The organism is Gallibacterium faecale (assembly GCF_027920745.1).
GTDB lineage: Bacteria > Pseudomonadota > Gammaproteobacteria > Enterobacterales > Pasteurellaceae > Gallibacterium > Gallibacterium faecale.
Genome location: NZ_JAQIBB010000049.1, coordinates 1 through 14,852 on the forward strand (window position 1 = coordinate 1; position 14,852 = coordinate 14,852).

11 protein-coding genes are annotated in these 14,852 nt (G+C 37.7%); 3 read left to right on the forward strand and 8 right to left on the reverse strand.

The features are described 5' to 3' along the window. Position 1: 1 nt before the first annotated feature. From PF272_RS04570 to ppc, 4 genes are all read right to left on the reverse strand, one after another. Entirely contained in the window at positions 2–799 is a 798-nt protein-coding gene (locus PF272_RS04570; protein WP_271141799.1) for a dioxygenase family protein, read from the reverse strand. A 114-nt stretch (positions 800–913) separates the two neighbouring features. Beyond that, entirely contained in the window at positions 914–1,234 is a 321-nt protein-coding gene (locus tag PF272_RS04575; protein WP_271141800.1) for an HI1450 family dsDNA-mimic protein, read from the reverse strand. A 21-nt stretch (positions 1,235–1,255) separates the two neighbouring features. Then, entirely contained in the window at positions 1,256–1,804 is a 549-nt protein-coding gene (locus PF272_RS04580) for a PadR family transcriptional regulator (RefSeq protein ID WP_271141801.1), read from the reverse strand. Positions 1,805–1,943: 139 nt separating this feature from the next. Next, positions 1,944–4,580, reverse strand: a complete 2,637-nt coding sequence (gene ppc / locus PF272_RS04585; protein ID WP_271141802.1) for a phosphoenolpyruvate carboxylase — start codon at positions 4,578–4,580, stop codon at positions 1,944–1,946. A gap of 252 nt (positions 4,581–4,832) precedes the next feature. On the opposite strand from ppc, the gene PF272_RS04590 reads away from it, so the two are divergent. Beyond that, a complete protein-coding gene (locus PF272_RS04590) occupies positions 4,833–5,273 on the forward strand; it encodes a YcgN family cysteine cluster protein (protein WP_271141803.1) in 441 nt (146 codons plus the stop codon). Positions 5,274–5,594: 321 nt separating this feature from the next. Here the strand turns inward: PF272_RS04590 and PF272_RS04595 are convergent, their stop codons facing one another. The 3 genes from PF272_RS04595 to purE all read right to left on the reverse strand — a co-directional run bounded on the left by PF272_RS04595 (position 5,595) and on the right by purE (position 8,477). Continuing rightward, on the reverse strand, positions 5,595–6,785 hold the full coding sequence (locus tag PF272_RS04595; RefSeq protein ID WP_271141804.1) for an amino acid aminotransferase: 1,191 nt from the start codon (positions 6,783–6,785) through the stop codon (positions 5,595–5,597). Positions 6,786–6,885: 100 nt separating this feature from the next. After that, positions 6,886–7,974 carry a 5-(carboxyamino)imidazole ribonucleotide synthase gene (gene purK, locus PF272_RS04600; protein ID WP_271141805.1) on the reverse strand — a complete coding sequence of 363 codons (1,089 nt, stop codon included), beginning with the start codon at positions 7,972–7,974 and terminating at the stop codon, positions 6,886–6,888. Positions 7,975–7,976: 2 nt separating this feature from the next. Further along, the gene (purE, locus tag PF272_RS04605; protein WP_065235307.1) at positions 7,977–8,477 is read right to left on the reverse strand and encodes a 5-(carboxyamino)imidazole ribonucleotide mutase; all 501 of its coding nucleotides are present in this window, start codon (positions 8,475–8,477) and stop codon (positions 7,977–7,979) included. Between the two features lie 208 nt (positions 8,478–8,685). On the opposite strand from purE, the gene pepN reads away from it, so the two are divergent. Continuing rightward, positions 8,686–11,298 carry an aminopeptidase N gene (gene pepN, locus PF272_RS04610; protein WP_271141806.1) on the forward strand — a complete coding sequence of 871 codons (2,613 nt, stop codon included), beginning with the start codon at positions 8,686–8,688 and terminating at the stop codon, positions 11,296–11,298. 430 nt (positions 11,299–11,728) lie between these two features. Beyond that, the gene (gene pyrD / locus PF272_RS04615; protein WP_271141807.1) at positions 11,729–12,745 is read left to right on the forward strand and encodes a quinone-dependent dihydroorotate dehydrogenase; all 1,017 of its coding nucleotides are present in this window, start codon (positions 11,729–11,731) and stop codon (positions 12,743–12,745) included. A gap of 28 nt (positions 12,746–12,773) precedes the next feature. Here pyrD and PF272_RS04620 read toward each other — a convergent pair whose 3' ends face one another. Further along, positions 12,774–14,624, reverse strand: coding sequence for an SLC13 family permease (locus tag PF272_RS04620; protein ID WP_271141808.1), 1,851 nt, complete (start codon positions 14,622–14,624; stop codon positions 12,774–12,776). Positions 14,625–14,852 lie beyond the last annotated feature (228 nt).

Below are 14,852 nucleotides of genomic sequence, written 5' to 3' on the forward strand. Positions count from 1 at the left end.
TTTATCCAATCTGCAAACAAGTCATATCCAATGAGCCACCGACAAATTCCCGATTAAAAATAGTCAAGGGTTCATCTTGTTCACGTAACGCTAAAATATACAGTAATGGCAAGAAGTGTTCACCACTATTAATTGCCATCATCACATCCTCACCTAAGGTATGGTAATTAGCTAAAGCACTAAGATCATGTTTTTCAATTAAATCTAGGAGTAAATGTTGCGCTCTTCTTGCCCAATCAAAAGCATAATCACGGGTATTAATTTGTTGCCAATCAAGCAAACGTAAATTATGAATCAAATTACCACTACCTAAGATCAGAACACCTTGACGGCGTAATTCGGCTAAGTGTCTAGCTAATGCGATATGTGATTGAGGAGTTAAGCGACGACACAAGCTAAGCTGTATTACAGGAATATCTGCATTCGGGTAGAGATGCTTCATGACAGCCCAACAACCATGATCAAAGCCACGCTGTTTGTCCTGATTAAAAGGAACTAAATTCTGCAAACGTGTTTGTAATTGTTCTATGATTTTGGGTTCTGTGCTAGCAGGATACTGTACTTGATAAAGTTCATCAGGAAAACCGTAAAAATCATAGATTAGTGGTGGTTGAGGATGGCTGGTTTCCACGACATTTTCGGTCTGCCAATGGGCTGAAATACAGAGTACGGCAGTAGGCGTTGGCATTTTTAAGGCAGCCTCTCGCCATTTAGGCGTAAATTGATTTGGGGTAATTGCCAACATTGGGGAACCATGACCAATAAATAACATTGGCATACGAGGAGAGGAGAGAGTCATTGTAGTTTCCTAAAAATCAGAAATGGATAAACTGATTGTATAGGAGAAAAATAGGAAAACGAGAGTGATTTAATAAACACATCGTTTCCTATTAAGAAAATATTGAAAAGGAACTTATTCCTTCCAAACAATATGGTATTGGCGATCTTCTTCCTGATGAGAAATAAGGACTTTAGCAAAGATATCATCCATTTCATCTTTATCATTAATTAGGCCAATCCACACTTCAGCAAACGCCTCAGGATCAATTAAAGCACCGATCTCATTTTCCCAGTCATCGCTGGTTTCAACCATTTCGACGGCACCACGATCTTCAAATTGTAAGTTAAATAATAAGATATCAGCAGGATCGAGATTTTCTGGCGCCATTTCTAGAAAAATATCATAAGCAATGTCAATCGCCGTATCAGGATCAAGTTTTGCTGTTGCTGTCATTTATGTTCTCCCTTTTAAAAATTATTCTTGGATCATTTGCTGTAATATTGGCAGAAGATCCTCTTCTAACCATTGCAGACTGACTTGTTCGTGTCGAATACTGCGTTTTAGTAATAGAATCATCAATTCATCGTAATAGGTTTTGTTATCAAGATGCTCTAATTGGGCCATTAATTGTTGCATTTTATGGATAGTTTGTCGGTGATCTTGCTCACGTTTCTTAACAGCGGTAAATGCCATTTTGGGATGACATTTTAAAGCTGCTAAGATACGAGAGATAAATTCATCACGCAAAATACCATGAGTTAAGGTACTTTCTAATAACCATCTTTTTAATTGTTGTTCGCCTTGATCGGTGAGTTGATACTGTTTTCGATCAGGTTTACCTTGCTGGAATTGTAGTGAAAAAGAGATTAATCCTTGTTTTTCCAGCTGATTGAGTTCTCGATAGACTTGCTGATGTGTCGCTTGCCAGATTAATCCATAGGTTTGTGAAAACTTTTTACTAATGTCATACCCTGTGGCAGCTTGATGAGCAAGAATCGATAAGATTGTATGTGATAATGCCATAATGTTGATAACGCAAAAAATGGAGGCGCTATTTTACTGGATTTAATTAGGATTATGTAGAATTTTGCAATAAAGAGAGCAGATTCGCTGATTATTTACCCTACACCATGAAAATAGCGGTGTAGGGTAAAGGAATAAATTAACCTGTATTACGCATACCAGCAGCAATACCAGTAATAGTAATCATCAAGGCTTGCTCTAAAGCTGGATCTGTTTCACCACTGCGTAAACGGTGTAATAGTTCTACTTGTAGCAGGTTTAATGGATCAGTATAGATATTCCGTAGTTTGATCGATTCAGCAACCCAAGGTAAATCAGCCATTAACTGATCTTCATGTGACAAAGACAATAATGTTTGAATATCATCTTTTAATTGTTCACGTAAAGATTCACCGAGTGACCATAAGGTTTGAGGCACTAAACGTTGATCATAATATTCAGCTAACCAAAGGTCAGTTTTACTAAATACCATTTCGATCATACCGATACGAGTAGAGAAGAAAGGCCAAGATTTACACATTTCTTCAATAGTATTACGTTTACCTTCTTCAAATAGAGTTCGCAAAGAGGCGCCAACGCCTAACCAAGCTGGCAGCATTAAACGGTTTTGCATCCAAGCGAAAATCCAAGGAATTGCACGTAAACTTTCGACTCCACCTTTTGGATTGCGTTTAGCTGGACGAGAACCCAATGGCAAACGAGACAGTTCTTGTTCTGGTGTAGCGGCACGGAAATAAGGTACAAAATTTTCATTACCCCGGACAACTTGACGATAAATATCACAAGAAACTTGCGATAATTCATCCATAATGGCACGCCAATCTTGCTTTGGATTTGGTGGTGGTAATAAATTTGCTTCTAATACAGCACTTGCATAAAGATCTAAACTTTGTACTGCAACATCAGGTAATCCCAATTTAAAACGGATCATCTCCCCTTGTTCAGTAACACGTAATCCATTTTTTAATGAGCGAGGCGGTTGTGAAAGTAATGCAGCGTGTGCAGGTGCGCCACCACGACCGATAGTACCGCCACGACCATGGAATAAGGTCAGTTCGATATGACGTTCTTCACAGAGTTTAACTAAGGCTTCTTGTGCACGATATTGCGCCCAGGAAGCAGCTAGCATACCGGCATCTTTAGCTGAGTCAGAATAACCGATCATAATCATTTGCTTATTATTAATGATGCCGCGATACCAGCCAATATCGAACAGTTGTTGCATCACAGATTGAGAATGATCTAAATCATCTAAAGTTTCAAATAAAGGCACAACAGGTAATGCATATTTAATCCCTGCTTCTTTGAGTAATAGGTGTACTGCTAAAACATCAGAAGCAGTTCTTGCCATTGAAATAATGTAACAAGAAATAATTCCTTTTGGTTGCTGAGCAACTACTTTGCACGTATCTAAAATTTCGCGCGTTTCCTCTGATGGATTCCAATCTTGAGGCACTAATGGACGGCGGGAGCTTAATTCACGAATTAAGAAAGCTTGTTTATCTTCCTCGCTCCATTGTGCATAATCGCCTAAACCAATATAACGGGTAATTTCAGCAATGGCTTGTTGGTGACGAGTGCTTTCTTGGCGGATATCTAAGCGTGATAAAGTAACTCCAAAACAGCGAATACGGCGTAAGCAATCTAGCAATAATCCATTGGCAATAATCCGCATACCACAGGCAGAGAGTGATTGGTAGCAATCAAATAGTGGCTGCCATAATTGTTCATCATCAGTAATGATTTCACTTTCCGCAATAATTGGTGTCCGATCAGCCAATTTATCATCAAAGTAATTTAATGTATTGGCTAAACGTGTTCTGAGGTCTTTTACTACCACACGATAAGGTTCAGCGTGATCGCCATATTTTTGTCTAAATTCAGCAGAACACTCAATCATAGAGAGTTCAGATGAAAGTTGTTGGATATCATTTAAGAACAGTTCTGCTGCTTTCCAGCGTGCTAGATATAACACTTGTTGAGTGACTTTAGCTGTGACAAATGGATTGCCATCACGGTCGCCACCCATCCAAGAAGAGAAACGCACAGGTTCTAAATCAACAGGCAGTTGGAATTGACAATGTTCTTCTAAATCATCGTTTAATTGGCGTAAAAATTGTGGTACTGCCGACCATAAACTATTTTCGATCACAGCAAAGCCCCATTTTGCTTCTTCAAATGGAGTGGGGCGTTGTGTACGAATTTCATTAGTATGCCATGCTTGGGCGATTAATTGTAATAACCGACGTTGAATTTGATGACGTTCTTTTTCAGTTAAGTCAGCATTTTCTAGACGTTCTAAGCAATTATTAATTTCTACATATTTATGAACTAAAGAACGACGTGTTACTTCTGTTGGGTGGGCAGTAAGCACTAATTCAATTAATAGTTGTTGTACTGCATCAATAATTTGTTGTTTGGAAATAGAGGAATCTGCTTTTAAGCGAGCCAATAGGGCAGAAATTGAACGTTCGGACATCATTTCATCAGTATGATGACGTGAGATAGTTTGGTACTGTTCTGCAATATTGGTTAGATTTAAAAATTGGCTAAAAGCACGAGCGACAGGGATAATATTTTCAGTTGAGATATTTTGTAATGTCTTTAATAGTTGTTGACGAGCCTGATCATCGCCAGCACGAGAGCTTTTGGATAAAACACGAATATTTTCAATAAGTTGTAAAATATCACTGCCTTGTGCATCACTGATTGTTTCGCCGAGAAGATGCCCAAGCATATTAATGTTGTTGCGCATTGCAGAGTATTGTTCAATCATACTTTTTCCTTATAATCACTTCCAAGTGAATTAGATATAGCAAAAACCTATATCTGCGTCAAATAGCAAATAATTTATTTGATAAAAAAATTATTGGTTTAGATAAAAATTAAAAAAGCAAGTAATAAATTAGAAAAAATCTTAGAAAATTAAGTTTAAATTGCTTAAATTTTTAGCAAAAAGGGCTTTCACTTCATTATACTTAAACAGTGAAATAGATATCAGATTATAGAGTAAAAGTTATTGGAAAAAATGAATATCACAGAGAAGTTTTGGCAGCAAAAAACGCTACAAGAGATGAATGAAGCAGAGTGGGAAGCGTTATGTGATGGTTGTGGTAAATGTTGCTATCGTAAGTTTATTGAAGGGCGTGGTAAACGAGAACGGCTTTATTTTACCCGTATTGCCTGTGATTTATTGGATTTAGAAACAGGGCGGTGTCGTAATTATCCGCAACGGTTTAAATTAATGCCTGACTGTAGCAAATTAACCAAGAAAAATTTACCTGAATTTTCTTGGTTGCCAAAAACTTGTGCGTATCGTTTATTGTATGAAGGGAAACCTTTACCAGACTGGCATCCATTGCTTGTAGGTGATCAACGTGCAATGAAACAAGCCGGTGTGTTTATTCGTGATGGTATTCATGAAGAAGATGTGATCGATTGGTTTGAATTTGTGGTAGAGGAATTTTAGATTATTAACAAATCTGAAATTAATCATAAATCTTAATAAATGTTTATTGGGTTCCCTCTCACACTTGCCCGAATGGAAAATCTTATTGGAATGAGGAGTAGCAAGTGTGCGAGGGCGTACTTTCTTTTGCCTACTTTTCTTTATATGAATAAAGAAAAGTAGGTCGCCCTTTAGGGCGAAAACTATATGCTAACTAGAGAAAAATATTAAATAGATTTTGCCAAAACAAACAAAAATGTCGGATAACACTGTATCCGACATCTTTTATTATTTAAACATACCCACCGGATTCAAAATCCGTTAGGTATGTAATATTAGTAGTTATAGCACTTTCACAATACTTTCACAGAGGTAATCTATATTTTGTTCAGTAATACCCGCAACATTGATACGACCTGAACGCACAGCATAAATAGCAAATTCTTCTCTTAAACGATCCACTTGTTCTGGTGAAAGACCACTAAAGGAGAACATACCATTTTGCTGAATAATAAAGTCAAAGTTTTGTTTTGCACCATGTTTAGCTAAAAGCTCAACGAATTTTTGACGCATTGTCTTAATTCTGGCACGCATTTCATCAAGTTCTGCTACCCATTGTGCTTTTAAATCAGCATCGCTTAACACAGTCGCAACCGCACTTGCACCGTGAGAAGCAGGGTTAGAGTAAAGAGTACGAATAATTGTTTTAACTTGGCTAAATGCACGAGTTGCTACTTCTTCATCAGAGGCAACTAAAGTAAAGGCACCAACACGTTCGTTGTATAAACCAAAGTTTTTAGAGTATGAACTAGAAATTAATAATTCTTGGTGGTTTGCGGCAAACGTACGTAAACCAATCGCATCTTCTTCTAGACCATTAGCGAAACCTTGATAAGCGAAATCGAATAAAGGTAACCAACCTTTTTCAGCAGACATTTTCGCTAAAGTTGCCCATTGCTCTGGTGTAGGGTCAATACCAGTTGGGTTATGGCAGCAACCGTGGAATAACACAACATCACCTGCTTGTGCGTTAGCTAAGTCAGCTAACATACCTTCCCAATCTAAACCGTGAGTGGTTTTATCATAATAACGATAATCACAGATATTCATACCAACAGCTTTAAAAATCGCATTATGGTTTGGCCATGTTGGCGCACTAATCCAAACATTTTTGGCTGAAGTTTGACGCTTGATAAATTCTGCTGCAATACGTAATGCACCAGTACCACCTAAACTTTGAGCTGTTTTTGCACGTTTATTTTTAATAATGTCGTGATCTGCACCGAAAAGTAAGATTTGAGTTTGACGATTGAATTCTGCTAAGCCATCAATTCCAAGATAGTTTTTTGTATTTTCATTTGCCAGTAAGCGTTTTTCTGCTTCTTTTACTGCTTTAACAATGGGGGTTTGTCCATTGGCATCTTTATAAACACCAATCCCTAAATTCACTTTGTTACTACGAATTTCAGCTTTAAATGCTTCTCCTAAACCAAGAATTGGATCTGCTGGCGCTGCTTCAATATGTTTAAACATCGGATTTTCCTCTAATATCATTTGCTGTGTTTGAATAGGTTGTTATTTATAGCGCCAAACTTAAGGCTTTGACAAGCACTTTCTTGGCGCTGAGATAACTTTAATCTACTAATAGCTGTTGTTGTGCCCAAGCTAGACCAGATTGATAATCTTCTGGTAATAATGGTGCAAGCTCAGACAAGATCTGGCTAAGTTGTTCTGGTTGTTGATGAGCAATATTAATATGCCCCAATTTTCTTCCTGGACGCACCTCTTTGCCATACCAATGTAATTGAGAATAAGGTAAAGCCAACCAATCAGGGTGGTGAGGTGTACCAATCAGATTAACCATAACCGTTGGCATTCGTGCCGTAAGTGTTGGTGTCGGTAAATTTAATAATGCACGTAAATGAAGTTCAAATTGACTGATATTGGCACCAAATTGTGTCCAGTGTCCACTATTGTGAACACGAGGCGCAAGCTCATTAATTAATAGATGACCATTTACCACAAAACACTCCATTGCCATGACACCAACATAATCAAGATGCTGCATAATTTTACCAAGCATTGCTTCTGCTTCAGCTTGTAATGGATGTGGCTTCGTTGTTGCAATGACACTGTAACGTAAAATACCTTGTTGCTGTAAATTTTGCGTTATCGGATAAAAGTAAGTCCGTCCATCAGCAAAACGAGCACCCACTAAAGAAACTTCACTATCAAATGGAATAAAGGCTTCGGCAATGGTTTGATCAAAAAGATCCTCCGTAATTACTTCTGTATTATGTTGGTCAACAATCCATTGACCACGCCCATCATAACCACCAGTACGACGTTTTACGACGACCTTATCAGCAACTTGTTGCCACACTTGTGACCAAGAGATTTCTTTAGTCAGATGTAACCAAGGTGAAGTAGCAAGACCAAGTTGATCAAGTAATTGTTTTTGGGTTAAGCGATCCGCTAACCGAGCAAAAACTTTTTGATTAATAAAATTAGGGTGAGAGGCAAGAAGGTGAGTTAATTCAGTTTCGGGCCAACGTTCGATTTCTGCAGTCACAATCGCATTGTTATCTAATGGAAAAGGTTGTTGATGGAAATCAAGTGGTACGACATGAATATCAAGTGGTGCGCCAGCATAGCGTAACATTCTGCCCAATTGACCACTACCTAAAACATAAATTGTTGGATAAAGAGAACTCTGTTGCATAATTATTGATTGATAAGTCTAGGATCAGGATTGTTTAACACATCGTCAGTTTGTTGCTGACGGAACTCACGCAAACGATTACTTAATTGGGCATCAAAAACAGCAAGAATTTGTGCAGCAAGTAACCCCGCATTTGCGGCACCTGCTGGGCCAATCGCTAATGTTCCAACAGGAATACCTTTTGGCATTTGCACGATCGAATATAAGCTATCTACCCCACTTAGCATCGAGCTTTTAACTGGTACACCTAATACAGGCACTAATGTTTTCGCTGCGAGCATACCTGGTAAATGTGCAGCACCGCCAGCGCCAGCAATAATTACTTTATAGCCATTTTGTTGAGCATTTTCGGCGAATTGGAATAGTTTATCAGGGGTACGGTGAGCTGAAACAATTTCAACATGGTAGGGAACGTGTAATTGATCGAGAATAGATGCCGCTTCTTGCATGGTACTCCAATCACTTTTTGAGCCCATCACAATAGCGATTTCAGTTTTTGCCATAGTATTTTCCTTTTGAACAATTGAGGGGCATAAGAATAGCATTTCTTGCCTAACAGGGAAATATGACAGGAATAATTCTGTGTAAGAAATTTTGTTATAGGTTATAGATAGAGAGAAACCGTTGAAAATCCTTGAAAGTTGATTGCAACTTCAGCCAGAAAATCTTATCCTAGCACACGTTTTTTGTGTTTTATGGATGGACAAATTTATGTTACCAAAAGCTAAGTATAGAAAAGATTATAAGAAACCCGATTTTACGATTAGTGATATTTTTCTTGAATTTCGTTTAGACCCAGAACAGACAAAGGTGACAGCGAAAACATTGGTACATAAATTAAACCCAGAAGCAACCAGCTTACGCCTTGATGGCCACAGTTTCCAATTTGCGTCAATTAAATTAAATAATCAAGATTTCACCAATTACCAACAAGACAATGAAAGTTTAACCCTAGATGTTGCAGATGTAACAGCGGATAAATTTGAATTAGAAATTGTTACCCTATTATCTCCAGCACATAACACGTCATTACAAGGACTTTATCAATCAGGTGATGCACTTTGTACTCAATGTGAAGCAGAAGGTTTCCGTCAAATTACCTATATGCTTGATCGTCCAGATGTGTTAGCACGTTATACCACACGCATTATTGCAGATAAGAGTAAATATCCATTCTTACTTTCTAATGGGAATCGTGTTCGCCAAGGCGAATTAGATAATGGTTATCACTGGATTGAATGGCAAGATCCGTTTCCAAAACCAAGCTATTTATTTGCATTAGTCGCAGGTGATTTTGATCTATTACGTGATACGTTTATTACGAAAAGTGGTCGAGAAGTTGCCTTAGAATTGTATGTTGATAAAGGCAATTTAAACCGTGCCGATTGGGCGATGGCAAGTTTGAAAAAATCAATGAAATGGGATGAACAACGCTTTGATCTCGAATACGATTTAGATATTTATATGATCGTTGCGGTTGATTTCTTCAATATGGGAGCGATGGAGAATAAAGGCTTAAATATTTTTAACTCTAAATTTGTGTTAGCTAACCCGCAAACTGCAACTGATATAGATTATCTTGATGTAGAACGTGTAATTGCTCATGAATATTTCCATAACTGGACTGGAAACCGTGTTACTTGTCGTGACTGGTTTCAGCTTAGTCTAAAAGAAGGGTTAACCGTTTTCCGTGATCAAGAATTTTCTTCTGACACAGGCTCACGTACTGTCAATCGTATTAATAATGTGAAGTTTTTACGTGCGGTGCAATTTGCTGAAGATGCTAGCCCAATGGCGCATCCAATTCGCCCAGAAAAAGTGATTGAAATGAATAACTTCTATACCGTGACAGTCTATGAAAAAGGGGCAGAAGTGATTCGTATGATTCATACACTATTGGGTGAAGAAAAATTCCAAGCAGGGATGAAGCTATATATTGCAGAAAATGATGGTACTGCAGCGACTTGTGAGGATTTTGTTTCTGCAATGGAACGTGCGTCAGGAATTGACTTAACCCAATTCCGCCGTTGGTATAGCCAATCAGGCACGCCAGAATTGACTATCACAGATGAATATGATGCAAATACCTTAACCTATCGTTTGCAGGTATCACAAATGACCCCACCGACAATGGATCAAATGGAAAAAGTGAATTTGCATATTCCATTACGTATTGCATTGTATAGTGAAGCAGGCGAAAAATTACCGCTAAATTTACAGGGTCAAGCATTAACTAATGATATGCTAAATGTTACTCAATATGAACAAACATTTGAGTTCTCACCAGTCTATCAACGACCAGTGCCTGCATTGCTAGAAGAGTTTTCTGCGCCAGTGAAATTAGATTTTCCATATAGTAATGCGCAGTTAATTACCTTGATGAAGTTTGCAGAAAATGGTTTTGTGCGTTGGGATGCAGTACAAATGCTATTAGCAAATGAATTACGTCAAAATTTGCAACGTTATCAGCAACATCAAGAATTACAGTTATCACCTGAATTTATTCAAGCGCTGTATCACTTATTAGAAAATTACCAACAAGATATTGAATTAACTGCATTAATTTTTACTTTGCCAAAAGAAACCGAGTTTGCAGAACTATTTAAAACGATTGATCCTGTCGGTATTCGTGCGGTGCGTAGTTTTATGCAAAAAACAATTGCACAAACGCTGAAAGATAGCTTCCTCCGTTTATATAATCATACGCAAACAGAACAGTATCAGGTTGATCGTGAAAGTATTGCATTACGCAGTTTTAACAATGTTTGTCTTAGTTATCTTGCTTTCACCGATTTTGGTAATACTTTAGTCGCGAAGCATTATACACACGCTAATAATATGACAGATACGTTAGCCGCATTAAGTTTGGCGGCTCAAGCGCAATTACCTTGCCGAGATGATCTCTTAGCGGATTTTGAACAGAAATGGCAACATGATGGCTTGGTGATGGATAAATGGTTTGCAATTCAAGCGACCAGACCAGATGATAATGTGTTGGATTTAGTAATTAATTTAATGGAACACCCAAGTTTCAACTTTAATAATCCAAACCGATTACGCGCATTAGTAGGAAGTTTCTGTGCACATAATCTAAATGCATTCCATATGATTGATGGCTCTGGTTATCGTTTCTTAGTGGATATTTTGATTCGTTTAAATAGTTCAAATCCTCAAATTGCGGCACGTTTAATCGAACCATTAATTCGTTTTGCTCGTTATGATAATCAGCGTCAAACTTTAATGAAACGTGGTTTAGAACGCTTACGAGAAGTAGAAAATCTTTCTAAAGATTTATTCGAGAAAATTGAAAAGGCACTACAGTAACAGGGAAGAGAGATACCAGATTGGTATCTCTCAAACTATGTATAAACCTAAATTTAATCACAAATTTTAATAGATGTTTATTGGGTTCCCTCTCACACTTGCCCGAATGGAAATAAGATTTTCAGGCAAAAAAAGTGATCATTTTTCGAACGTAGTGAGAAAAATCTCTGTTTTTTGCCGCTTGGAAAATCTTATTGGAATGAGGATTAGCAAGTGTGCGAGGGTGTGTTTCTTTTGCTTCGTTTTCTTTACACAAGTAAAGAAAATGAAGTCGCCCTTTAGGGCGAAACCTAAATGTTAATGAGAGCAGAAATATTTAAAAATATTAAATAGACTTTATCATCAAACTGGCAGATACCAGATTAGTATCTTTTTTTATAAGATTATTTTATTAAACATTACAGTCATCTATCCAGAGAGGTAAACGAGTATGTATTCATTAATTCGTAAAGGATTATTTTCACTTGATGCGGAAACTGCTCACGAATTAACAATCCAAATTTTAGGGAAAGTTGGTAGAAGCCCGGCCAAATGCTTAATAGAAAAATATTTGCATACAGTGGGTACACCGAAGCAGTGTATAGGGATCACTTTTAAAAATCCGATTGGATTAGCGGCGGGTGCAGATAAAAATGCAGAAGCGATAGATGGATTTGGTGCATTAGGTTTTGGCTTTATTGAAGTAGGCACAGTTACGCCTTTACCACAGCCGGGAAATCCAAAACCGCGTCAATTTCGTTTGCTATCGGCAGAGGGGATTATTAATCGGAATGGCTTTAATAATGAAGGTGTTGATAAGGTTATTGAAAATATTAAGAAATCTCGTTATGACGGCATATTAGGCATCAATATTGGTAAAAATACCTTTACTCCAGTCGAAAAAGGGAAAGAGGATTACCTACTTTGTTTAGATAAAGTTTATAGCTATGCAGACTATATTACAGTGAATATCTCTTCGCCAAATTCACCGGGATTACGCCAGCTACAATATGGTGAATTATTAGAAGATTTACTGACTGGAATCAAAGAGAAACAACACCAATTAGCAGAGAAGCATAATAAATATGTGCCAATTGCGTTAAAAATAGCCCCAGATCTAACAGAAGCAGAATTAGTAGCGATTGCAGATAGCCTACGCCGTCATCAATTTGATGGCGTAATTGCGACTAATACAACTTTATCTCGTGACAATGTCACAGGATTACCGAATGCAGAGCAACAGGGTGGATTAAGTGGTAAGCCGTTACAGGAATTAAGTACCAAAATTATTGCCCGCTTATATCAAGAGCTACAAGGGGAGATCCCGATTATTGGCAGTGGTGGTATTGATAGTGTTGCAAGTGCACAACAGAAAATCGCTGCTGGTGCAGAATTATTACAACTCTATTCTGGTCTGATCTATCACGGTCCAAAACTAATCCAAGACTTAGTAAGTCAGATTAAGTAAAAAGAGGGGAATTACCCCTCTTGTCATCTTATTTAAATAAAATAGGAACAACAAAAATGGTTGCGAGCATTACCAATATGGTAAAAGGAATGCCTACTTTTAAGAAGTCACTAAATTTATAACCACCAGGACCAAGAACCATCGTATTGACAGGAGAGGCGACAGGCGTCATAAAGGCAGCAGAAGCAGAAATGGCAATGGTAATCACAAAAGGAACTGGAGATATATCGAGCTTAGCAGCCATAGCGACAGCAATTGGTGCCATTAAAATAGCAGTGGCGGTATTTGAGATAAATGAGCTAATAATCGCACACAGAATAAATAAGCTGGCTAAAATCGCATGGATACCCCAACCACCAACGAATTGTAATAGCGCATCAACGGCGAGATTAATTCCACCTGTTTTAGTTAATGCTGTTGCAAAAGGCATCATTCCAACAATTAAAATGAGGCTTGGCCAATGGATGGCGTTATAGGCGCTTTTCGCATCAATACAACGGAATTTTGCTAATAAAATACAGGTAATTAACGCCGCAATTACGTTAGAAACAACGCCCGAAACCATTAACCCTACCATAATGGCAACGGAAAAGAGTGCATGAGGAGCTTGGCTAAGCGCAGGTGCTACTTGCTCAATTTCAGCAGGTGAATTTAATAAAAAGAAATCTTGATTTTTACTTTGTAACGCTTGAATTTGTTTCCATTCACCAATCACGACATATTGATCGCCAACAGTAAATTCAACTTCAGCGATATCGGTTTGTAGCAAGGTATGTCCTCGTTTCACGCCAGCAATGGTTAAACCATATTTATTTTGGAAGCGAATTTCACGCACCGTTTTACCGAGTAAGGCACTTTCAGGAATCGGTGAAATTTCTGCCATACCTACACTTTTCGCTTTCTCACTAAAGTATTGGCCTCTTACTTCAATTGGTTTTAGATGATGTTGCTGACAAAAATCGAGCCAATCTAATTCTGTATTGGTCACATCAAACAACAAAATATCTTTAGCTCTTAATTCAGTGAGTGCAGATGGTGTTACGACAATGCGTCTGATACGACGCCAGCGTTCAATCGCAATAATCAAAATATGATAACGAGAGTGGAGATGTAATTCATCTAAGGTTTTACCAATAAATGGAGAATCAGGCAATACAATAACTTGGCGTGCACGCGTAGAAAGTTGATAACTTTCAATTAAATCATTCATCGAAGTACGATTATAGTTCTGTTTGAGATCTTCAGGATTTCCACTATCTAATAGATGGCGTGCAACCAGTAGATAAATAATACCCAGTCCTAAAATCATTATGCCAATTGGGGTAAAAGAGAAAAAACTTAATGCTGGCCATCCTGCTTTTACTAATTCAGCATTAGCAATTAAATTAGGTGGCGTTGCAATTAAGGTCATCATGCCACTAATTAGCCCCGCAATACTTAATGGCATCATCAGCCGTTTTGGAGAAATTTGCATACGACGGCAAATAGCAAGCACCACAGGGATAAAGATTGCAACAATTCCAGTGGAGCTCATAAACGCTCCAAGTCCACATACAGCTAACATCAATAAAATTAAAACTTTAACTTCATTATTATTAGCGATACGCAACAGCCAATCACTTACCTGATAAGCAATACCAGTGCGTAATAGCGCTTCACCCACAATAAATAGTAGTGCAATCAACACCACATTTGGATCGCTAAATCCAGCAAGAATTTCAGGGACGGTTAAAATACCAGTAAGACTAAAAACGACTAATACTAATAAAGCAACGACATCCATTCGGATTTTGTTAGCAATAAACAGCCAAATTGCTGCAATGAGTAATAATAGGACAATGAAAAGTTGTGGATTGATTTGCGCAGGGAGCCATTCCATCGGAAACACAATAATTCTCCAAAATGAGTAAGAATAAGTAAGTTATCCTACCACAAAATGGGTAATTAAAGGGATTAAGTCATCAAAAGAACTTAATGCTGTTTATTAATTGATAATGGCACTAAATATGGCAAAAAATTTATAAAAAAGTGATTTTTTCATCACATTATTCGGTTTTTTAGCATATAATCAGACAGTTAGAAAATTTTATTATTTATTTTTGAGGGA